Source organism: Pannonibacter sp. SL95 (assembly GCF_026672425.1).
In the GTDB taxonomy this organism is placed as follows: domain Bacteria; phylum Pseudomonadota; class Alphaproteobacteria; order Rhizobiales; family Stappiaceae; genus Pannonibacter.
In genome coordinates this window covers 1,407,061-1,429,160 of sequence record NZ_JAPPRC010000006.1, presented here as the reverse complement: position 1 = coordinate 1,429,160, position 22,100 = coordinate 1,407,061, and the positions used below count along the sequence as shown (strand labels likewise).

Sequence of the window (22,100 nt, the reverse complement as noted above, 5' to 3'; positions counted from 1 at the left end):
CTGAGGAACCGCCCTAGGGATAAATGGTCCTCCCGACGACCGAGACCCCTTCCCATGTCCTTTCTCCGCATCTACTGGCGCGCACTCGGTCTGCTCTGGCCGGAGGTCTGGCTGTCGGGGCTGATTGCGGTGGCGGGGACGGCGCTGGCGCTGGTGCAGTTTGCCGAGCCGCTGTTGTTCGGTGCTGTCATTGATGCGCTGACAAAAGGCGAACCGGCTGCAAGTCTCGTCGGGCTGTGGGCGCTGTTCGGCTTTCTCTCGGTCGCCGCCGGGGTCTTCGTGGCGCTGCAGGCGGACCGGCTGGCGCATCGCCGGCGGCTTGCGGTCATGCGCCGCTACTTCGAACATGTCATCGGCCTGCCCGGCACCTTTCACACCGGGGCGCAGTCCGGCCGGCTGATCGGCGTCATGCTCAAGGGCTCCGACACCCTGTTCGGGCTCTGGCTGTCGGCCTTCCGCGAGCAGGTCACGGCGCTGGTGTCGCTCGTCGTGCTGTTGCCCGTCGCCTTTTCCATGAATGCCGAGATGGCGGCGCTGCTGCTGGCGCTGATGGTCGTCTACGTGCTGCTGAATGGCCTCGTCATGCGCAAGACCCAGGCGGGACAGGCGGATGCGGCCGCCTATCACGCCGCCCTGTCGGGCCGGGTCGGCGATGTCATCGCCAACGTGACGCTGGTGCAGAGCTTTACCCGGCTGCAGGAGGAAACCCAGGCGCTGCGCGAGCTGATGGGCCGGCTGCTCTCGGTGCAGAACCCGGTGCTGACCTGGTGGGCGATGACCTCGATCCTGACCCGGGCCGCCTCGACGCTGACCATCGTTGCCATGTTCGCGCTCGGCACCGTGCTGCATGCGCGCGGCGAGGTCAGCGTTGGCGAGATCGTCTCCTTCGTCGGCTTTGCGACGCTGCTCATCGGGCGGCTCGACAACATCACCGCCTTCGTCACCCGCCTGTTCCTGGATGCACCGGCGATGCAGCAGTTCTTCGAGGTGCTGGATGCGGCCAGCGACCTGCCGGAAAAGCCCGGCGCGCGGCCGCTTGCCGTGCCGAAGGGCCATGTGGTGTTCGAGGGCGTCTCCTTCCGCTATGCCGATGGCACGGCGGGGCTCAGCGATCTCGGCTTCGAGGCCCGTCCCGGCGAGACGGTGGCGCTGGTTGGCCCGACCGGTTCGGGCAAGAGCACGACGCTGGCGCTGTTGCAGCGGCTGCGCGATCCGGCTGAGGGCCGGGTGTTGATCGACGGCACCGACATCCGCGATGTCACCCTTGACAGCCTGCGCCGGCAGATCGCCATGGTGGCGCAGAACGCCGGGCTGTTCGACCGATCCATCGCCGAGAACCTGCGCATCGGCCGGCCGGAAGCCAGCGATGCCGACATTCGCGCTGCCGCCGACATGGCCGAGGCGACGGGCTTCATCCTGGCACGGCCAGAGGGGTTTGACGCGCGCTGCGGCGAACAGGGCAAGGCCCTGTCGGGCGGCGAACGCCAGCGCCTGGCCATCGCCCGGGCCATCCTGAAGGACGCGCCGATCCTGATCCTCGACGAGGCCACCTCCGCGCTCGATACGGAAACGGAAGCGAAGGTGAAGCGGGCGCTGGATCACCTGCGCGCCGGGCGCACCACCTTCATCATCGCCCACCGCCTGTCGACGATCCGCGATGCGGACCAGATCCTGTTCCTCGAACAGGGCCGCATCATCGAGCGCGGGCGCTTTTCCGAGCTGGTGGCGCAGGGCGGGCGTTTTGCCGACCTGGTGCGCGCGGGCGCCTTTGAGGAGCCCGACAGCAGCACCGACGCCCGCTGACCGGACCGAGGCAATGTCCGTTGATTTTTGCAAGTGTCGGACGTCACACTTCCAAAGGCGGACGCTTCGTAATATCGCTTAGGAGCTTGTGAGAATTCGGATTTCCAACCGGCTGCACAAGTTCCCGGCGCGCCCAGGGGCGACAAGCAGTCCGCGCATTTTCTTCAAGGCTTTCAGGACCCGTTGGTTTTGAGCAAAAGGCAGTTTCATCATGGCGACGTCTGACACGATCAAGCAGTTCTTCCAGAACATCCTGCAGCGCCAGCCGACGGCGGCCGAGCTGTCCAGCCAGGTGGCAGCGGTCGACAGCGGCGCGCGCAGCCTGACCCAGGCGCGTGACGATCTGGCCGCCGGCTCCGAGGCCGTGACCTTCGTCGATCAGGTCATCCGCATCTATCAGGCCGCCTTTGGCCGCGTGCCGGACATCACCGGCATCACCGGCTGGGTGAACGAGCTGCGCTCCGACGCCACCGCCCTGTCGCGGGTCTCCGCCGGTTTCGTCAATTCGCAGGAGTGGAAGAACCGCTACGGCGACAACAGCGTCAGCGATATCTCGCTGGGAGCCCTGTACCAGAACGTGCTGGGCCGCGCCGGATCGGCCCAGGAAATCGCCGCTTGGAAGGCGACGGGCCAGCCGATGACGCAGATCCTGATCGGCTTTTCCAACTCGGCAGAGTTCCAGAATGCCTCCGCTGCTGCGGTCCTTGGCCTGAAGAAAGCCGCTGGCGACGTGAGCCCGGCCAATCTCGCCAGCGTCTACAACGGCACCAGCGCGCTCAATCTCGGGTTTGGCGGCAGCCAGATCGTGCTGACCCGTGTGGCCGACCCGGTGGTGGGCACCTCCGGGGCTGACAAGATCAGCGGCGTCGTCGACGGGACCGCAGACCAGACCTTCGGCGGTCTCGACACGATCGACGGCGGACAGGGCAATGACACGCTGACCCTGACCAACTCGACCGCCAGCGGCCTGATGGCGCTGCAGCCGGCCAGCGTGAAGAATGTCGAGACGCTGGTCCTGCGCAGCACCAGCTCGGGCGCAACCACCGCGGACGTGCAGACCTGGACCGGGCTCGAGACCGTCACCGTGGAGCATCAGAGCTTCGCCCCGCTGACCCTCACCAGCAACGGCAATGTGCGCAGCGTCACTGTGACCGGCGGCGGCACCATCACGCTGGATGACAAGGCTGGCGCCGGCGCAGACAAACTTGCCTCGGTGTCGCTCAACGGCGTGCGCGGGGCGACCACCATCATCTCCGATGCGCTGACGGATCTCAGCCTTGCCAACCAGCGCGTCACCGACGCCTCAACCCCGATCAACGTCATCGTCAACGGAGCCGGCAAGGCGCTGACCGTTTCGGTCAACAACCTGCTCAATGTGCGCGTGTTCGATGAGAAAACCACAGCGGTCACCCTGAAGGCCACCGGCGCCGCCTCCAGTTTCGGCATTGGATTTACCAAGGCCGAGAGCCTGACCGTGGACGCCGATGAGGCGGTTTCCTTTGGCACCACCTTCATGACCGACCTGCGCACGTTGACAATCAGCGGCGACAGCCGCCTCACCATGCCGGTGGACTTCGACCTGGCTCAACGCCTGACCAGCGTGAATGCCTCGGCCAACAGCGGGGGCGTGACCTTAATCGGCGTCGAGCTTGTGACCGCAACCATCATCGGCAGCTCTGGCGCCGACAAATTCAGCCTGGGCGGCGACTTTGCCAAGTCAGCGAGCCTTGGCAACGGCAACGACGAGCTCCTGGCCGTTGGCAATGGGTTTACGGCGCTCGACGGCGGGGCCGGCACCGACACGCTCACCCTCTCGATGAGCGCGGCCATTTCCACGGGCATCATGTCCAAGGTCAGCGGCTTTGAGGTCCTCAAGATCCGCACCGGCACCTCCGTCGCCGACAAGGTCATCGACGTCAGCGCCATGAACAGCGGCGGCCGCAACGCCGTCCAGACGATCGAGTTCCAGGGGGCAATCGATCACAGTCTCAAGGTCAGCGGCCTTGCCTCGGGAAGCACGGTGGTGGCCACCGCCACCAACAGCGCACCGCTGACGCTCGAGGTCGCGGGCGCGGCAACAGGCACGGCCGATAGTCTGACACTGGTGCTGAAAGGTCCGTTGGCCAAGTTCTCCTCCGGCTTCTCGCGGATTGACCAAGTCGAGACACTGAATGTGGTTCTGGACGGGGTGTCGGGCCAACCCACCCTGCAGATGACGGCCGACGCGCTGAAGACGCTGACGGTCAGCGGCTCGGGATCGCTGTTCATCGGCAATCTCGCGACCTCGACCCTGACCAGCCTCGATGCCTCGACGCTGTCCGGACGGGTCATTGTCGCCGTCGACGGCGCGCTGTCCACTGCCGCCGTTCTGAAGGGGGGCAGCGGCGATGACAGCCTGAATGCTGCCAAGTCACTTGCAGCCATCACCATGGAGGGCGGCGCGGGCAATGACACGCTGTTTGGATCGGACACCGCCGCCAACACGCTCTTTGGTGGCGACGGCGACGATTTCCTCTCCGGTGGCAGCGCGGCCGACACCTTTTTCGGCGGAGCCGGAGACGACGTGTTCCAGACCAAGCAAGGGGCTGACCTCATCAATGTCGGGCACCGGGACCGACACGGTGCTGCTGTCCGTCAACAACGACAGCCGCGCCAACTTCGTGACGGTGTCTGGGATGAGCGCCGGCGACAAGCTGGACTTTGCCAACAACGGCACCTCGGTTGCCAGCTTCGTGGCGACCAAGGTGAGCCTCGCGGCCGGAGCGAGTTTCGCCGCGCATCTCGACGCGGCCACCGCTGGTGGCGTCAACCGCGTGACCTGGTTCCAGTTCGAGGGCAACACCTATGCCGTGCACGACCGCACCAGCTTCGCCGGCTTTTCCAACGGCGCCGACCAGTTCGTGAAACTCGTCGGCCTCATTGACCTGAGCGGCTCGACATTCAGCAACGATGCCAATGTCGTCCTGACCCTGTAACGGGCTGGAACAGCGATCCCCCGTCCCTGCCCTGTCCCGCCTGGCTCAGTTCCAGGCGTCGACAGCGCAGGCCCAGGGCGTGAGCAGGGCGTGACCGGGGTTCGCCCACAGTCCGCTCGTGTCTGGCGATAATCGCAAATTTTGACGATCTCCCGCCTTCACAACCCAGACCCGCCATTGTATCGCTGCGCAATTCCTGAGCCGTGCGGCGCGAGGGGTAAGTCGGCTCCAGCCGAAGGCTCCCGGTCCGCACGCCATTGACGCAACACGGGGGGCGCGTGCCTTGGCGATGACCACTGCAGACCGGATTGTCCAGCTGTTCCAGAACGTCCTGCAGCGCACGCCGGAACTTTACTATTCAACGACCTACGCGTATCTCGTCGACAAGGGCGTGCGGAGCTTCGACAGTTTCCGGGACGAACTGGCCGGCAGTGCGGAAGCCGTCACCTATGTGGACCAGGTGATCCGCATCTATCAGGCGGCCTTCGGACGCGTGCCGGACGTGACCGGCATCAGCGGCTGGGTGAAGGACCTGCGCGCGGATGCCACCGCCCTGTCGAAGGTTGCGGCCGGCTTTGTCAATTCGCAGGAGTGGAAGAACCGCTACGGCGACAACAGCGTCAGCGATGTCTCGCTCGGCGCGCTGTACCAGAACGTGCTGGGCCGTGCGGGCTCCGCCGCCGAGATCGCCGCCTGGAAGGCCACGGGTCAGCCGATGACCCAGATCCTGATCGGCTTCTCCAATTCGGCCGAGTTTCAGGCCAAGTCCGCCGCCGCGGTTCTGGCGCTGAAGACGGCAGCCGGCGCCGTCGCGGCCGCAGATCTTGCCAAGGTCTACAATGGCAAGAGCCCGCTCGACATGTCGAACCGTGACGGGGCGCTGATCCTCACGGCCGGGGACGACGTGATCAAGGCCCTGGATGCGAGCAGCACGATCATCGGCACGGTCTCGACCGGCGCGGGCGGCACGTTCCAGAGCGGTGACCAGATCGATGGCGGGGCCGGATACGACACCCTGCGTCTGATCAATGACATGCGGTTCGGCGACACCGCCCTGCCGGTTGCCAGCGTCAGCAATGTCGAGGCGCTGCATCTGGACAATCTGGATTATGGCCGTGCCGACAGCCAAAGGATCGACCTGCGGTCGTGGACCGGGCTGGAGAGCGTAAGCGCCGATACTTCCGGCTCCTGGACGATGCTGACCCACGGCAACGTGCGGGAGGTGACCTCCTCGGGCTGGAGCGCCGCGATCATTGAGGACACGGCGGGTGCCGGCGGCGACAGGCTCGCCTCGGTGACGCTCTTTTCCGCCCGCCAGGCAACGATCCGCTCGGACGCCCTGACGGACCTGAAGCTGATCAGTTCCCGCAACAACGACCACAGCAGACCGGAGGTCTTCAAGGTCGAGGCCGCGGCGCGGCCGCTGAACCTGGACCTCGTTTCCACGACCCGGGCGATCCACGTCATTGACGAGACCGCCACCTCGCTGCAGATCCGCGTCTTTGGCGGCCTGTCGAGCATTTCCAGCTTTTCGCCCCGGGCGACCAGCGTTTCCGTGGACGCGGACGAGATCATCTCCTTCGAGACGGTCAACTGGGCGGCCGCGCGGAGCCTGACCATCACCGGTGACAGCATGGTGCTGTTCCTCGACGGGCCGACGGCCCTCACCACGCTGGACGCCACCGGCAGCAGCGGCAATGTGACGGTGACGCGGGAGATGCTGAACACCTCGATTGCGAGCGGCGCAGGCAGCGACCGCTACACCTCGGCCTCGACCAGCTCCAGCACGCGGATCGATCTGGGGGCGGGCGACGACTGGCTGGCGATCCGTGGGACGGACTACGGCAGCGTGAACGGCGGGGCTGGCATCGACAGGCTGGTCACCCAGATCGCAAGCATCACCAACGGCGCGCTGCCCGCGGCGGCCTCGCGCTTCAGCGGCTTCGAGGTGCTGGAAGTGGCATCGAGTGGTCTCACCGCGCCCCAGACGATTGATGTCACCCCCTTCAATGCCACCGGGCAGAATGCGATCACCACGGTTGCCCTGACCGGGCGCATCGTCAGCCAGCCGCTGACGGTGAAGGGCCTTGCCTCCGGCGGCACCCTGCAGCTGTCGGGCTATTTCACGGACGGAGTCACCGTCGTCGTGGACGGCGCAGCGACCCGGGCCAATGACAGTTTTACCTTTGAATTCAAAGGAGAAGAGGCGTCGGTAGGCGACTTCGGGATCAAGGTTGCCGATGTCGAGACGGTGAATTTCCGCGTTGACACCACGCCACCACGGGGCGGCGGCGGCAATTTTTCCGGCGCTGCCGTCCAGACCATCACGGTGACGGGCAACGGGGCCACGCTCTGGCTGGGCGACTATACGGGGACTGCGCTGAGGGTCCTCGACGCGGCCAGCTTTACCGGCGGTGTCGGCCTCACGACAAAGGACGTGCTGACCGGGCCTGTGACCGTCCTCGGCGGCAAGGGCAATGACACCATCTCCGCCGCGACGGCCGCCGCCAACGTGACCATGGACGGCGGGACCGGCGACGATGTGCTCACCGGCTCCGCCACCTGGGCCAACGCGCTGACCGGGGGCGATGGCAATGACACGCTGACCGGAGGCGCGGCGACCGACACCCTGTCGGGCGGGGCGGGCAATGATGTGATCATCACCGGCACCGGCGCGGACATGGTCGATGTCGGCAGCGGGCTGGACACGGTGGTGCTGTCGATGAACAGCGGCCGGGTCACGTCCTTCGTCACGATTGCCGGCATGGGCAAGGGCGACCGGATCGACCTCGCTGACGACACACGGGTGGCCAGCTTCGTGGCGGCCAAGGTGACGGCGCCGGCAGGGACGACGTTCCAGAAGCTCCTGGACACGGCCGCCGCTGGCGACGTCGGCCGCGTGACCTGGTTCCAGTTCGAGGGCAACACCTACATCGTGCAGGACCTCAGCCGGCACACGATCGGCTTCAACCCGGAAGCCGACCAGCTGGTCAAGCTGACCGGTCTTGTCGACCTCAGCACCGCGACGCTCAGCGGCGGCAGCGCCCATCTCCTGACGATCTGAGCCACCTCTGCGCGTTTGCCCTACGGCACACTTGTGCCGTCCGGCCCTGCCGACTAGAACTTCAAGGTTTGCCTCACCCGCCGGCCGCCGCCTCACTCGCGGCGGCCGGCGCGCGGGGCGTGAGGACAACCATGAGGGTTCCGGTCTTGGCTACTTCCCCTGCCCGGCTGCTGCGCGGCCGCATCGTCTCCTTTCTCCGCCGCCCGCACGGGGCGGATGATGACGGCGCGCTGGTGCATCACGCCGATGGCGGTCTCCTGATCGAGAACGGCCTCATCACCGCCATGGGCCCCTTCGCGGAGGTCGAGGCGGCAGCCCCTGCGGCCACGCCGGTGACCGACCACCGGCCGCATCTCCTGATGGCCGGCTTCATTGACCCGCACCTGCATTTCCCGCAGGCGCAGGTGATTGCCTCCTGGGCCGACCAGCTTCTCGACTGGCTCAACGACCATACCTTTCCGGCCGAGCAGAAATTCGCCGATCTCGCCCATGGCCAGCGCATCGCCACCGCCTTCTATGACGCGCTGATTGCCCATGGCACGACGACGGCGGTGGCCTATTGCTCCAGCCACCCCAATTCCGTGCGCGCCTATTTCGGCGAGGCGGAGGCGCGCGGCATGCGCATGCTGGGCGGCAAGACGATGATGGACCGCAACGCGCCCCCTGCCCTTTGCGACACCGCGCAGTCGGCCTATGACGACAGCAAGGCGCTGATGGCCGAGTGGCATGGCCGCGGCCGCGCGCTCTATGTCATCACGCCGCGCTTTGCCATCACCTCGACACCGGCGCAGCTGGAGGTGGCCGGCGCGCTGCTTTCCGAGCACCCCGATTGCCACCTGCAGACCCACATCAACGAGAACCACAACGAGATCACCTACACGCTGGATCTCTATCCCGGCCATGCCGACTATCTGGCCATCTACGAGCGCTACGGCCTTCTCGGCCGCAAGACCCTGCTCGGCCACTGCATCCACATGAATGACCGGGAGCTTGGCGTCATGCGCGAGACCGGCTCCGTCGCCGTGTTCTGCCCGACGTCCAACCTCTTCCTCGGCAGCGGGCTGTTCGACAAGGCGCGGCTGGAGGGGCACGGCGTGCGCACCGCCATTGCCACCGACATCGGCGGCGGCACGTCCTATTCGCTGCTGCGCACGCTGGACGAGGGCTACAAGGTGCTGCAGCTGCAGCGCCAGCGCCTGCACCCCTTTGAGACCTTCTACTGGGCCACGCGCGGCAACGCCGAGAGCCTGTCGTTGGAAGACAAGATCGGCACCCTCGACGCGGGCACCGAGGCCGACATCATCGTCCTCAACCCCGCCGCCACCCCGGAAATGGCCCTGCGCCACGAGACCGCCCGCTCCCTGGCCGACGAGCTCTTCATCCTGCAGACACTGGGCGATGACCGGGCGGTGGTGGAGACCTATGTGGCGGGGGTGGGGATGAAGGGGGGGCTATCCGACCGAAATAGTCTGTCCCAGACGGGCCATTTCCCTGACTGAAAAATCACGCGAGGTCAGGAGCCCCTGCCGCATAAGGTGTTGCAGTGTCAGAGCAACGGAAAGAGCATCATCGAGCGCATCATGTGCCTTTGCGCCCTTGCGCTCTATTCCATGATAAACAGAAAGGCTGGAACTGCGGGTGGTCATGACGTCCGCAACGGGCATTCCAGCCCGGACCAGCAGTGCGCTTGCATTGCCAAACCGGCAAGCATCAATTGGAACAGGAAGACCCGCGACATAACAGCTGATTGCGATCATGTTCAGTTCGTCCTTCCCCCAGGCCCAGAAGTCGGCACCGTCTGCGAAACTATCCAGTTCAGTCAGTGCGGTCGAAAGCGAAACGCCATCGCAATCGACTGCTGTTTGTTCGATACTCGTAAACTGCGTGAAGAACGGATCAAGCAACATCGGTTCGCCAAACCTGTCGATAGGACGGACCAAACGCATGAAACGTTGCTCTATCCGGTAATCATCGTCGAGCATTAGCTTTACAGCGCCTATCTGCACAACAAGCGGGTCAGGATCCATACAGCCAAACCAGCAACGCCGATTTGCGGTCGCGTTGGTAAGAAACTCGCAGTCGTAGATTATGACGTGCGACATTGACCACTCTCCGGTTCGTTCCCTGGCCGGCATCATATTGCTATGCGAAACCAAAACCAAAACCAAAAAACCCGCCGGCTCGCACCGGCGGGTTTTCGTTTGTCTGACAAGCAGCTGAGGGATCAGCGCTTGGAGAACTGGAACGAGCGGCGTGCCTTGGCACGGCCGTACTTCTTGCGCTCGACCACGCGGCTGTCGCGGGTGAGGAAGCCTTCCTTCTTCAGGATGGCGCGCAGTTCCGGCTCGTAATAGGTCAGGGCCTTGGAGATGCCGTGACGCAGGGCGCCGGCCTGACCGGACAGTCCACCACCGGTGACGGTGGCAACGATGTCGTACTGGCCATCGCGGTTGGTCAGCATGACCGGCTGACGCAGGATCATCTGCAGCACCGGACGGGCGAAATACGCCTGATATTCGGTGCCGTTGATGGTGATCTTGCCGGTGCCCGGCTTGACCCAGACGCGGGCAATCGCGTTCTTGCGCTTGCCGGTGGCATAGGCGCGACCATGAGCGTCCAGCTTCTGGACGTGAACCGGGGCGTCAACGGCGGCCGTTGCAACGGCGCCCTTCAGCTGGTCCAGGGAGTTCAGCTCGACCATGCTCAAGCCCTCTTCGCGTTCTTGTCGTTGAGGCTCTTGACGTCGACGGTGGCCGGCGTCTGGGCTTCATGCGGATGGGTCGGGCCAGCGTAAACCTTGAGGTTCTTCAGCTGGCGGCGGGACAGCGGGCCGCCCGGCATCATGCGCTCGACGGCCTTCTCGAGAACGCGCTCCGGGAAGCGGCCTTCGAGAATGGTGCGCGCGGTGCGCTCCTTGATGCCGCCCGGGTGGCCGGTGTGCCAGTAGTACTTCTTGTTTTCGTACTTGCGGCCGGTCAGCACCACCTTGTCAGCGTTGACAACGATGATGTTGTCGCCGCAATCGACGTGGGGCGTGAAGGTCGGCAGATGCTTGCCGCGCAGATGGCTGGCGATGTAGGCAGCCAGACGGCCCACAACCATGCCTTCCGCGTCGATCAAGATCCACTTCTTTTCGACCTCAGCCGGCTTGGCAGAGAAGGTCTTCATTTGTGATGATCCATGATTGATCGGTGAAACCAGACCGGTGACAACGCGCCGGGGAATCCCCCGATCTCGTATCACCGTGTGTTCGAGCGGGGTGATACGCGCTCACCGGCAAAACGTCAAGATCAAACATTTGCAACGTCAGTTTAAAAAACGTTATATTTCAATAACTTACAAAAACGGTAACAGAATACCGCATTTTCAGCCGCGGTCCGGCGGCACGGAATAGGTCGCGGTTGCGTGGGCGGCCAGCTCCGCCTCCCCCTCCCCGGCAATGGCGCAGTCGATGACGGCAAGCCGCTTGCCGAGTTTCAGCAGGCGGCAGGTGGCGATGAGATCGCCCGGCGCGGGCTTTCTGAGGAAGTTGATGGTGAGGTTCGTCGTCACCGCCAGCGCCACCGGGCCGATGTGGCCAAGGATCACCACATAGGCGGCAAGGTCGGCCAGCGCCATCATCGCGGGGCCGGACACCGTGCCGCCGGGCCGCAGGTGCCGCTCGCTGGCGGTAAAGCGCATCACGGCGACGCCGGGCTCAAGGCTCTCCACCCGGTAGACCGGGCCATCCAGATGGATCTGCGGAAACTCGCGGGCGAGAAAGGCCTCCACCTCCGCGACGCTCATGACTGGCTGCATTGCTGTCTCCCCCGGCCGGCCCGCTGGCCTCATGACGCGAACGTTAGGTGACCACCGCCCCTTGCCGCAAGCCCCTGTTCCTCCGCCCTTCGGCCAGCTATCCTTTGTGTCAGCCCCCGTGCGGCGCTTCGCCGTGCGCCCTCCTTTCCTGATCCAGAGACCCTCCATGACTGCGCCCGAGACACCCTCCGCCCGCCCGCTCATCGGCAAGCTGCTGCACAATGGCGTGCTGCGCCTGGTGCTGCAGCGGCCGGAGAAGATGAACGCGCTGTCGCGGGAGATGATGAGCGCGCTTGCTGCCGAGCTGACCCTGGCCGAACTGGACCCGGCGGTGCGGGTGATCCTGCTTGGCGCCGAGGGCAAGGTGTTCTGCGCCGGGCATGATCTCAAGGAACTGACGGCCGCGCGCGCCGAAGCCGACCGGGGCCGCGCGACCTATGAGGCGATCATGCGCCAGTGCTCGGATCTGATGCAGCAGATCGTCCGCCTGCCGAAGCCGGTGATTGCCGTGGTGACGGGTGTCGCCACCGCCGCCGGCTGCCAGCTCGTTGCCTCCTGCGACCTGGCGCTGGCCACCGACACCGCCACCTTCTGCACGCCGGGCGTCAACATCGGCCTGTTCTGCTCGACGCCCATGGTTGCTGTCAGCCGCAACGCTTCTCCGAAGCAGGCGATGGAAATGCTGCTGACAGGCGAATCCATCGACGCCTCGACCGCCAAGTCCTTCGGCCTGATCAACCGCATCATTCCGGCCGACTATCTGGAACAGGTGGTGCAGAAATACGCCGAGGTGATCGCGTCGAAGTCACCGCTGACGCTGAAGATCGGCAAGGAGGCCTTCTACCGCCAGCTCGAGATGCCGCTTGGCGAGGCCTATGACTATGCCGCCTCGGTGATGGTGGAGAACATGCTCGCCCGCGATGCCGAGGAAGGCATCAACGCCTTCCTGCAGAAGCGCGCGCCCGAGTGGCGGGGAGAATGAGCCGATGCCCGATCATTCCGACGACCTGATCCGGCGCGTCCTGTCCGAGGCCCGCGCCATTGCCATCATCGGGGCAAGCGCCAACGAGGTGCGGCCGTCGTTCTTTGTCACGAAGTACCTCATCGCCAAGGGCTTCGAGGTCTGGCCGGTCAATCCGGGCCTTGCCGGCAAGGAGCTGCTCGGCCGGCCGGTGCATGGGCGCCTGTCTGATATCCCCGCCGCCATCGACATGGTCGACATTTTCCGCGCGTCGGATGCGGTGCCGGGCATCGTCGAGGAGGCTCTTGGCCTGCCCTCGCGTCCCAAGGTCATCTGGATGCAGCTCGGCGTCGAGCATGCGGAAGCCGCCGCCCAAGCCGAAGCCGCCGGCCTCACCGTGATCATGAACCGCTGCCCGAAGATCGAATATGGCCGGCTCTCCGGCGAGATCGGCTGGATGGGCGTCAACTCGCGCAGCCTCTCCTCCAAGCGCCCGGTGCTGACCGACGGGTTCCAGCATCGTGGGCTGAAGGACAGCACCTGATCTGCATCCGGGCGAACAGCCGATCCCAAATGCGATGCGGCCAACGGCGCGCGCAAGGCTGACGTTGCGTGTGGTGGCTGGCGTTAGCAAAACATGTTTGCGCAAATGCACTTCCCGCAAAAGCTGTCTTTGACCTTCGCCTGCCCCTCGTCCAAACTCCCGATCCGACAAGAACCCTTGTATCTCTTCGGGAGGATGGAATGACTGATGCAACCCCGGGCTTTTCCACGCTGGCGATCCATGCAGGCGCCCAGCCGGACCCGTCCACCGGCGCGCGCGTGACGCCGATCTACCAGACCGCGTCTTTCGTGTTCGATGACGTCGACCACGCGGCCTCGCTGTTCGGGCTTCAGGCCTTCGGCAACATCTACACCCGCATCACCAACCCGACGACCGCCGTTCTGGAAGAGCGCGTTGCGGCGCTGGAAGGTGGCACCGCCGCGCTGGCCGTTGCGTCGGGCCACTCTGCGCAGCTCCTGACCTTCCACACGCTGATGACCCCGGGCGACAGCATCGTTGCCTCGACCAAGCTCTATGGCGGCTCGATCAACCAGCTCAATCACTCGTTCAAGAGCTTCGGCTGGAACGTCATCTGGGCCGATCCGTCGGACCTTGCCGCCTTCGAGGCCGCCGTTGACGAGACCACCAAGGCGATCTTCATCGAGAGCCTGGCCAACCCGGGCGGCATCGTCACCGACATCGCCGGCATCTCGGCCATTGCCAAGAAGAAGGGCGTGCCGCTCGTCGTCGACAACACGCTGGCAACGCCGTACCTGATCCGCCCGATCGAGCATGGCGCGGACATTGTCCTGCATTCGCTGACCAAGTTCATGGGCGGCCATGGCAACTCCATGGGCGGCGTCATCGTCGATGCCGGCACGTTCAACTGGTCGGCCAGCGGCCGCTATCCGCTCTTGTCCTCGCCGCGCCCGGAATACCAGGGCATGGTGCTGCACGAGACCTTCGGCAACTTCTCCTTCGCCATTGCCTGCCGCGTGCTTGGCCTGCGTGACCTTGGCCCCGCCATCTCGCCGTTCAACGCCTTCATGATCCTGACCGGCATCGAGACCCTGCCGCTGCGCATGCAGCGCCACTGCGACAACGCCTTCGCGGTGGCCCAGCATCTGGCCAAGCACCCGAAGGTCTCATGGGTGTCCTACGCCGCCCTGCCGGGCGACAAGGGCCATGACCTGTTCAAGAAGTACTGCCCGAAGGGGGTCGGCGCGGTGTTCACCTTTGGCGTCAAGGGCGGCTATGACGCGGGCGTTGCCCTCGTCTCGGGCGTCAGCCTGTTCTCGCATCTGGCCAACATCGGCGACACCCGCTCGCTGATCATCCATCCGGCCTCGACCACGCATCGCCAGCTCTCCGACGAGCAGAAGACGCGCGCCGGTGCCGGTCCGGACGTGGTGCGCCTGTCGATCGGCCTCGAGGATGTCGCCGACATCATCGCCGACCTCGACCAGGCGCTCGCCAAGCTGCCGGACTGATCGTCGCCAAGTCGATCCGACACAGGAAAACCCCGCCGGAACGATCCGGCGGGGTTTTTCTTTCTCGCGCACTGACCGATCCGATCCACACCCCGCGCCGTCCCGGCCTTGTGCCCGGACCTGTTCCCGTCGCACCGAACACAAGGTGAGGCCTTGCCCTCATGACGGGTCCCGGCACAGGGCCGGGACGGCGTGGCGGAGAGGGAATTCTGTGCCGGGAGGCGGTCACGCGCCTCAGGCGACTTTCCGTTTTCCCGTTTGGTCGGAATCACTTCGCCGTCAAAGCGAAGAAACCGGGTCAGTTGCTTCACATCCTGATTCTAACAAACTGATTCAAGCCGGCACCGGTGCCTCGCCCTTCAGCCGGACGAGATATTCCACCGCCATGCCGAGCACGATGACCGCCATTGCCTGATGGGCAAGGGCAACGTCGAGCTGGACGTGCAGCAGCAAGGTGGTGATGCCGAGGGCCGCCTGGGCGAAGATCACAGCAGTCAGCAGCATCACGGTCGCCCGCAAGCCCCGATGAACCGCCCGCTTCAACGTCAGGACGAGCAGCGCCACGGCAGCGATCATCAGCACATAGGCGCCGAGCCGGTGCTGAAACTGCACGGTCATGACATTCTCGAAGAAATTCTTCCACGCCGGCTCCATGACCAGAAGCCCCTTCGGAACCCACTGCCCGTCCATCAGCGGCCAGGTGTTGAAGGTGAGGCCAGCGTTCAAGCCAGCGACCAGACCGCCCAGGAAAATCTGCAAGAAGACGAGCCCGAGCACGAGCCAACCGGCCCGGCGCAGCAGATCCGCATCGCGTGGGGTTGCCTCCGTATGGGGAGCGAGCCGGCGCGCGATCCAGAAGACGTAAGCGAAGATCACGCAGGCGAGCGTCAGGTGCGTCGCCAGCCGGTACTGGCTGACATCCGTGCGCTCGACGAGGCCGGAGGCGACCATCCACCAGCCGACCGCCCCCTGCAGCCCGCCCAGGAACAGGCCGAACAGCAGTGGCAGCTTCAGCCCGCGCTCGATCCGTCCCGTCGCCCAGAAAAAGACCAGCGGCAGGGCGTAGGCGATGCCGATGAAGCGCCCCAGCTGCCGGTGTGCCCATTCCCACCAGAAGATGAACTTGAACTCGTCGAGACTCATGCCCTTGTTGATGAGCTGGTACTGCGGGATCTGGCGGTACTTGTCGAATTCCTCCAGCCACTCTGCCACGCTGAGCGGCGGGATGGTGCCGTGGATCGGCTTCCATTCGGTGATGGAGAGGCCCGACTCGGTCAACCGCGTCGCACCGCCCACCACCACCATCGCCAGGATCAGCAGGCAGATGCCGTAGAGCCAGAGGCGGATCTGGGTACGGTTGCGGGCAGCCTGCGGCGAAAGGGCGGAAACTGGGGCGGCAGCGGTCAGCAGCGTCATTTTCTTGGCGTCCGGGATTTGACGTATGGCTGCTTGGGATATAGGTCCCCAGTCAGCGGGGCAAGTGGCGCAGCCACAGCCAGGCCGGAACATTCCGCCCTGGAGATTGCGACATTGCGCCGCCCCGCCGCCTTGCCACTGGTCAGATGGCTGGCCATGCCGGCTTATGGCGCGGGTCACAGACAGGGAGTTTCACGAGTGCCTTCGCTGCGCAAGTTCATCGGAATGGTGGGTCTGGTCGTGTTCGTGGTCGTCTATGCGCTCACCGCCATGGTGATCGGCGACATGACGCTGCAACAATCCTCGACGCTGACGCGCCTTGCCTATTTCGCCGTGGCGGGACTCGTGTGGGTCATTCCGGCCGGGGCGATCATCTGGTGGATGGAACGCGGCGGGAAGCCGCGCGGCTGACGCTGGCGGCCGCCCGGAACAGGGCGAAGGGCGCGCCGGTCAGATATTCCTCCACATAGGCCGGGCTCTGGAAATGGCCGTTGAGCGACACGCGCGGCAGATGCATCAGGTCGCGGGCGTGGGCCGAGGACAGCACGCCCGGCTGGGTCGTGACGGCGGCCTGGAAGCCGAGATCGGCGATCATGCGCCCTTCCCGCGCGCCAGCCGAGGCGAGGTCCCCGTAGGGATAGGCAAAGACCCGCGGCCGCTGGCCCAGTTCCGCCTCGATCCGCTCCAGACCCAAGAGGACATCGCGCCGCGCCTCAGCCTCACTCAGGCGCGCCAAGGCAAAATGATCATGGGTGTGGGCGCCGATGGACACCAGCGGGTCCGCGGCCAGCCGGCGCAGGTCAGCCCAGGACAGCATCATCTCGTCAGCGATGGCACGAAGATCGAGGCCATTGCCGAGCGCCAGCTGGCGGATCAGCTTGCGCTGCGCCCGCTCGTCCGTCTCGCGGATCAGAACCTCACGCAAGGTGGCAAAACAGGCGGCCTTCTCCTCCGCCGTGCCGCAAGGCAGTTCGGTTTGCCCACACGCCACCGAGGCCGTCAGCCGGTCGCGGTCGCGGATCAGATGCTCCAGCGCCACCCACCACAGTTCCGACGTGCGATCGATCAGCCCCGAGGTGACAAACACCGTGAAGGGCGCATCCAGTGCCTTCAGCACCGGGTAGGCATGCTCGAGATTGTCGCGGTAGCCGTCATCGAATGTCAGGACAGCGAAGCGTTCGTTGCCATAGCCCAGTGACAGGCGATCCACCGCTTCGGTCAGCGAGACAATCCGGTAGCCGCGCCGACGCAGGAGGTCCACAACCTGGCCAAGAAACTCCGGCGTGATCGCAAGATGTCCGTTGGGCTGGAAGGGTGTCGATGGCTGCGGACAGACGTTGTGCAGCGTAAAGATGACGCCGCAACCCTGGGTCAATGGAGCGAGCGCGCGGCTGAGCCAGGTGTGCCGAAGCACCCAGAACCCTGCCGAAAAGAACCGCCGCTTCCAACCCATGGACATTCATCAAAGATCCTGAAACCCGGCATAGGTACGCTTTTTTTAGAGATTGTTGCAATGCTTCATTGCAACAATTGCGGGATCGGGAGGCAAGGCTAAGGATGGGACAGGTAGAGTTGACCGGTCCCCAGACTGGCCCCGGTAGAGCGTCAGCCGGATCTGACGCGCCCCTGACGCTCCGCGTCCTTGAAACCCTCGCTGAGGCAACACCGCTATGGACTGCCTTTGAGCGACAAGCGACGCCCGCCTTGTCGCAGGCGCATGACTGGCTCATTCCCTGGTCTACGCATGTCGGCAACCGGCTCGGACACCGGCCGCTGATCGTGATCGGGATGCGGGCAACGACCCCCGTCTTCCTGTGGCCACTGGCGCGGATCGACGGCCCGCTTGGCATGACGCTGGAATGGCTTGGGGCGGCAAATGGCAACCAGATGCCAGGACTGTGGTGCCGTGATTCCCTGAATGCCTTGCCCGCGCAAGCCGTAGCCAGCGCACTGAACGAGGTGGCAAGAACCGCCGGGGCCGATCAGGTGCGGCTGGTGAATGTGCCAGCGATGCTGGACGGCGTGCCGCATCCGCTTGCCGGACTGCCTCATCGCCCAAGTGTCAGCGCTGTGCATGTTGGGCCGCTGGATCAGCCCTACGAGGCATTGCTGCGCAGCCGCCATGATCGCGATGCCCGGCGCAAACTGGACAAGAAGGCCAAGGGCCTCGCGCGCCTAGGCTCCGTGTCGCTGGTGGAGCCAGTCTCGCCAGACGAAATCCGGGCGCTTCTGGATGTCTTCACCGCGCAGCGCGACGCGCGCGCCCGAACGAGCGGCATTCCGAATGTCTTTGCCGATGCGGGACTGAATACCGCTCTCTTTGCCGCGCTCTGTGGGACCGGAGCGCGTCCCCCGGTTCTGCAGATCGTGGGTCTGGAGGTCGCGGGCGTGATCCGGGCGACCTACATCACCGGCCGGTCTGGCAACCGGCTCTGCGGCTATGCCAACAGCATTGCGCAGGATGACAGCCTCCCCTTCAGCCCCGGCGTCCAGTTGTTGACCATGCTGATCCGCAGCGCCGCCGAGGATCCGGACCTGACGCTGCTTGATCTTGGCCTCGGCGACGAACGCTACAAGCACGCCTGGACCGATCCGGAGCTGCTCATTGATATCGGCTTTGCCAGATCAGCCCGCGGACATCTGGCGCTGCAGTCGGCAACACTTCTGGCAGCGCTCAAGCGGCGCGTGCGGGCATCACGGCACCTCTGGCCGCTGTACCGGCGCCTGCGCAAATGGGCTGCCCGCAGCGAAGACTGAGGAATGCAAAAGGCCCCGCCGGGGAACCGGCGAGGCCATCAGGCACTCCAGCAATCGTCTTCAGATCGCGTCAGGCCGCCTTCGAGGTTCCACCAACGCGGCGGACGATGACATCGCCCTCGGTCTGGTCGGAAATCAGGTCGAGGACCTCGGCAAGCCGCACCGCCGCCACGCCATTGCGGCTGGCAACAATCACCTCATCCGCATAGGCCAGCACCTCGGCAGCGGCTGCCGAAGCGCGGTAACGGCCGAGGTCAATGACGATCCGGTCATAGGTCGCGTCGATCGCATCCAGCACCAGCGCGAAGCGGCGCGGATCGACATCGGCATTGGCCAGCGGCAGACGACCGGCCTCGATGATGTGCGCCCGCGAGCCGGCATCGCGGTAGATGACCGACGAGAACGAGGCATCCGCCGCGACAAGATCCGAGAAGCCGGCAGCTGCCGCCGGATCATCACTGTCCGGGAACACTTCCATCAACAGGGACATCTCGCCGTCGTCAGCCGACTGGCGTGCCATATCGAAGGCGAGCTGATGCGACAGATCCGGCTCGGCCGCACTGACAATCACCGTACGGCGCGGGGCTGTCGCCGGGCGCGCGGGCTCGCGGACGGAGGTCCTGGCGCCGCGCTTGTCTTCAGCCCCGGCGGCCTTGGCGGCGGCTGACATTGCGGCAGGCTCAGGCTTCGGTTCGGTTGCAGCGCGCAGCAGATCGGGCATGGCAACGCTTTCGCTGAGCCGTTCGATCCGGCGGGCTGCCTGATCCAGCGCACGGCGGATGCTGCGTTCCTCGCGCAGCGACGGTGCCGGCTCGATGTCCTCGATGTCAGGTGCGTGCGCGGAATGGCGTGCCTCGCGCACAGCGTCACGGCTTGCAGACGGAGCTGGGCGGGCAGGCGCGTCGATCACTGCAGCAGAGTTTCGCGGTGCCTCGTCAAGTGTCTCGTCAGCCTCGTCCTCATCGTCGCTATCGTCGACAAGCGAGGAGGCAACTGGTGCAAGCCGCGCTGACACATCGCGGTCTTCATCGAGAACCGTCGGACGGGCAACTTCCACCGGCGCAGCATAGGTTTCAACCGGCTGGATCGGGCGCAATGCCTCACCGCTCAGGAACTCGCGCATCACGACAATCGCGCAGCCAAGCACGAAGGTCGCAAGCGTGGCCGCGATGGTGAACACCAGCACCTTCGGGGATGAGGGCTCAATCGGCACGCCCGCGCGTGAAATCACACGGGCGTCAGCTGGAAGCGATTCCGCATTGAGGCTGGTGTCCGTGTTGCGATAGCTGGCGATCAGCCCGTCGAGCTGTGCCGCCTTGGCGTCAGCCTCGCGCTCCAGTTCCCGCAGGCGAACCTGGTCGGAATTGGACCGCGCGGCCGCTTCCTTCAGTTCATCAACGCGCAAGGCCAGCGCGGCCGCCTGCTGCTTGGCAACAAGCGCGTCATTCTCCAGCCCGGCAAGGATCTTGCGCGCCTCGCCGCGCAGCTGCTGGTCATAGTCGGCGAGCTGTGAAGACAACGCCTTCAGCTGCGGGTGGCCGGGCAGCAACGTGGTCGACAGCTCGGCAATGCGCGACTGGAGTTCGACCTGCCGTTCTCGCAGGCGCTGGATCAGGCCCGAATTGAGCACCTCGCTGGCACTTTCCAGCGAGCCGCCGGAGGCCAGCAACTGACGCAGCTGACGTGCCTTGGCATCAGCTTCGGCAGCAGCGGCCTGGGCCGCCGACTGTTCGGTGCTGATTTCCGACAATTGCATCTGGTTGAGGGTGCGATTGTCGGTGCCCGTCAGCAGGTCGGCGCGGGCGCGGAAGTCTTCCACCGCCTTGCGGGCGACCTGGACTTCCTGGCTCAGGCGGGCGATCTGCGGCTGCAGGGCGCCGGCAGCGACTTCCTGGCTCTGGCGCTTGGCCAGCGACTGCATCTGGATGTATTCGTCGACGACAGTGTTGGCGACCTGCGCGGCCAGCTCCGGGTTTTGCGACACATACTCGACGGCAATGACGCGGGACCCTTCGAGCCGGTAGACATCAAGGTTGCGGAAGTAGTGCTTGAGGACGCGCTCTTCCGGGGACACACGGGACGGGTCCGAGGCAAGACCGAGGAGCGCCAGCGCCTGTTGCAGCACCCCGGCCGAGCCGGACGCCTTGAATTCGGGCACGGAGACAAGATCAAGACGCTGCGCCACGCGGCGCGCGAGATCAACCGAGCTGAGCAGCTGGACCTGGCTGGTAATCCCCTCCCCGTCCAGCAGCGCGCGGATGTTTTCCGGGCCGCGCGAGACGCCGGGATCAAGGGCATCACTGCTTTCGATCAGCACCTTGGCTTCGCCGGTGAATTTCTCTGGCACAAACTGCAGACCGAAGAAGACGCTGGCCGCAACCACCAGAACAAGAGGCAACAGCCAACGCTGTGCCCGTCCGAGCGCGCGCATGAGGGCGGCGAGGTCCAGGGCCATGTCCTGCGGCTCATAGATGTCGTGCCTAGAACTCATCACACAAACTCCGAGAGGCTTCGCCCTGACTATGCTGAAACATGGTAAGGGAAACCTTAAACCCCACACAGAAGCGGGATTTCGGAAATTAATCTTTATTAATGTTAAATTAACCCGGAAAAATACACCAAGAACCCATTCACCCCGTATTAACCATGATTTGCGAACTTGGGGCTAGCCAGTTCAGGAGTAGATGATGCTTGCCCGCCCGCTTGTCTTTCTTGCCATCGCGCTCGCGCTCGCCGGATGCAGCGGATACAAGCGTCCGCCTTCTGCCTTCCATGAGATCCTGACGCAGCCCTACCGGCTTGATTCAAGCGACCGCCTGCGCGTGATCGTGTTCGGGCAACCCGATCTCAGCAATACCTATGTTGTTGACCAGGCAGGATATATTTCAATGCCACTGGTCGGCAATGTGGCCGCGCGCGGCAAGACGCAACAGGAACTTGCCGGCGCCATTGCTGCGTCTCTGCGCAAGGGCTTCCTGCGCGATCCGGACGTCTCCGTCGAGGTGGAGCAATACCGTCCGATCTTCGTCATGGGTGAGGTCCAGGCTTCGGGGCAATATCCCTATGTCGCTGGCATGACTGTACAGAACGCCATTGCAACGGCTGGTGGCTTCTCGCCGCGTGCCGAACAGGCCGGTGCCGACATCACTCGCCAGATCAACGGTGAAATTCTGAACGGACGCGTCCCGATTACGGACCCTGTCCGCCCGGGCGACACCATCTACATCCGCGAACGTCTGTTCTGATTGCGGACCCGGATTAACCGGGGACTCATCCTGTCCTGCTAGGGTTC

Annotated in this window: 17 protein-coding genes; 10 read left to right on the top strand and 7 right to left on the bottom strand. The window is 64.9% G+C overall.

Features of this window, described 5'->3' with window-relative positions:
• The first annotated feature begins 54 nt into the window (after positions 1-54).
• The 4 genes from OVA12_RS23440 (at position 55) to guaD (ending at position 9,341) form a co-directional block, all read left to right on the top strand.
• Positions 55-1,803 (top strand): glucan ABC transporter ATP-binding protein/ permease, encoded by a 1,749-nt coding sequence (locus OVA12_RS23440; RefSeq protein ID WP_268141286.1) that lies wholly within the window; start codon positions 55-57, stop codon positions 1,801-1,803.
• A 211-nt stretch (positions 1,804-2,014) separates the two neighbouring features.
• Positions 2,015-4,726, top strand: a complete 2,712-nt coding sequence (locus tag OVA12_RS23435; protein WP_268141284.1) for a DUF4214 domain-containing protein — start codon at positions 2,015-2,017, stop codon at positions 4,724-4,726.
• A 341-nt stretch (positions 4,727-5,067) separates the two neighbouring features.
• The gene (locus OVA12_RS23430) at positions 5,068-7,842 is read left to right on the top strand and encodes a DUF4214 domain-containing protein (RefSeq protein ID WP_268141511.1); all 2,775 of its coding nucleotides are present in this window, start codon (positions 5,068-5,070) and stop codon (positions 7,840-7,842) included.
• A gap of 146 nt (positions 7,843-7,988) precedes the next feature.
• Positions 7,989-9,341, top strand: coding sequence for a guanine deaminase (gene guaD, locus OVA12_RS23425; protein WP_268141282.1), 1,353 nt, complete (start codon positions 7,989-7,991; stop codon positions 9,339-9,341).
• Here guaD and OVA12_RS23420 read toward each other — a convergent pair.
• The 4 genes from OVA12_RS23420 to OVA12_RS23405 all read right to left on the bottom strand — a co-directional run bounded on the left by OVA12_RS23420 (position 9,294) and on the right by OVA12_RS23405 (position 11,640).
• Positions 9,294-9,944 carry an exonuclease gene (locus OVA12_RS23420; RefSeq protein WP_268141280.1) on the bottom strand — a complete coding sequence of 217 codons (651 nt, stop codon included), beginning with the start codon at positions 9,942-9,944 and terminating at the stop codon, positions 9,294-9,296. The genes guaD and OVA12_RS23420 overlap by 48 nt on opposite strands.
• A 122-nt stretch (positions 9,945-10,066) precedes the next feature.
• The gene (gene rpsI / locus OVA12_RS23415) at positions 10,067-10,543 is read right to left on the bottom strand and encodes a 30S ribosomal protein S9 (protein WP_268141278.1); all 477 of its coding nucleotides are present in this window, start codon (positions 10,541-10,543) and stop codon (positions 10,067-10,069) included.
• 2 nt (positions 10,544-10,545) lie between these two features.
• Positions 10,546-11,010, bottom strand: coding sequence for a 50S ribosomal protein L13 (gene rplM / locus OVA12_RS23410; RefSeq protein ID WP_106752269.1), 465 nt, complete (start codon positions 11,008-11,010; stop codon positions 10,546-10,548).
• Between the two features lie 198 nt (positions 11,011-11,208).
• Complete coding sequence (locus tag OVA12_RS23405) at positions 11,209-11,640, bottom strand: PaaI family thioesterase (RefSeq protein WP_268141276.1); 432 nt, start codon at positions 11,638-11,640, stop codon at positions 11,209-11,211.
• Between the two features lie 166 nt (positions 11,641-11,806).
• On the opposite strand from OVA12_RS23405, the gene OVA12_RS23400 reads away from it, so the two are divergent.
• From OVA12_RS23400 to OVA12_RS23390, 3 genes are all read left to right on the top strand, one after another.
• Entirely contained in the window at positions 11,807-12,622 is an 816-nt protein-coding gene (locus OVA12_RS23400; RefSeq protein ID WP_268141274.1) for an enoyl-CoA hydratase, read from the top strand.
• Between the two features lie 4 nt (positions 12,623-12,626).
• Positions 12,627-13,145, top strand: a complete 519-nt coding sequence (locus OVA12_RS23395) for a CoA-binding protein (protein ID WP_268141272.1) — start codon at positions 12,627-12,629, stop codon at positions 13,143-13,145.
• Positions 13,146-13,345: 200 nt separating this feature from the next.
• Positions 13,346-14,635, top strand: a complete 1,290-nt coding sequence (locus tag OVA12_RS23390; RefSeq protein ID WP_268141269.1) for an O-acetylhomoserine aminocarboxypropyltransferase — start codon at positions 13,346-13,348, stop codon at positions 14,633-14,635.
• Between the two features lie 333 nt (positions 14,636-14,968).
• Here the strand turns inward: OVA12_RS23390 and OVA12_RS23385 are convergent, their stop codons facing one another.
• Positions 14,969-16,051 (bottom strand): COX15/CtaA family protein, encoded by a 1,083-nt coding sequence (locus OVA12_RS23385; RefSeq protein ID WP_268141267.1) that lies wholly within the window; start codon positions 16,049-16,051, stop codon positions 14,969-14,971.
• Between the two features lie 225 nt (positions 16,052-16,276).
• Between OVA12_RS23385 and OVA12_RS23380 the strand changes: the two genes are divergently transcribed.
• Positions 16,277-16,462 (top strand): DUF2842 domain-containing protein, encoded by a 186-nt coding sequence (locus tag OVA12_RS23380; protein ID WP_268141509.1) that lies wholly within the window; start codon positions 16,277-16,279, stop codon positions 16,460-16,462.
• Here the strand turns inward: OVA12_RS23380 and OVA12_RS23375 are convergent.
• Positions 16,422-17,510 (bottom strand): polysaccharide deacetylase family protein, encoded by a 1,089-nt coding sequence (locus OVA12_RS23375; protein ID WP_268141265.1) that lies wholly within the window; start codon positions 17,508-17,510, stop codon positions 16,422-16,424. The two genes, OVA12_RS23380 and OVA12_RS23375, sit on opposite strands and share 41 nt — an antisense overlap.
• 245 nt (positions 17,511-17,755) lie before the next feature.
• Here OVA12_RS23375 and OVA12_RS23370 point away from each other — a divergent pair, with 245 nt between their 5' ends.
• Positions 17,756-18,808 carry a GNAT family N-acetyltransferase gene (locus OVA12_RS23370; protein WP_268141263.1) on the top strand — a complete coding sequence of 351 codons (1,053 nt, stop codon included), beginning with the start codon at positions 17,756-17,758 and terminating at the stop codon, positions 18,806-18,808.
• A 70-nt stretch (positions 18,809-18,878) separates the two neighbouring features.
• Here OVA12_RS23370 and OVA12_RS23365 read toward each other — a convergent pair whose 3' ends face one another.
• On the bottom strand, positions 18,879-21,299 hold the full coding sequence (locus tag OVA12_RS23365) for a GumC family protein (protein WP_268141261.1): 2,421 nt from the start codon (positions 21,297-21,299) through the stop codon (positions 18,879-18,881).
• A 196-nt stretch (positions 21,300-21,495) separates the two neighbouring features.
• On the opposite strand from OVA12_RS23365, the gene OVA12_RS23360 reads away from it, so the two are divergent.
• Positions 21,496-22,053 carry a polysaccharide biosynthesis/export family protein gene (locus OVA12_RS23360; protein ID WP_268141258.1) on the top strand — a complete coding sequence of 186 codons (558 nt, stop codon included), beginning with the start codon at positions 21,496-21,498 and terminating at the stop codon, positions 22,051-22,053.
• Positions 22,054-22,100: the final 47 nt, after the last annotated feature.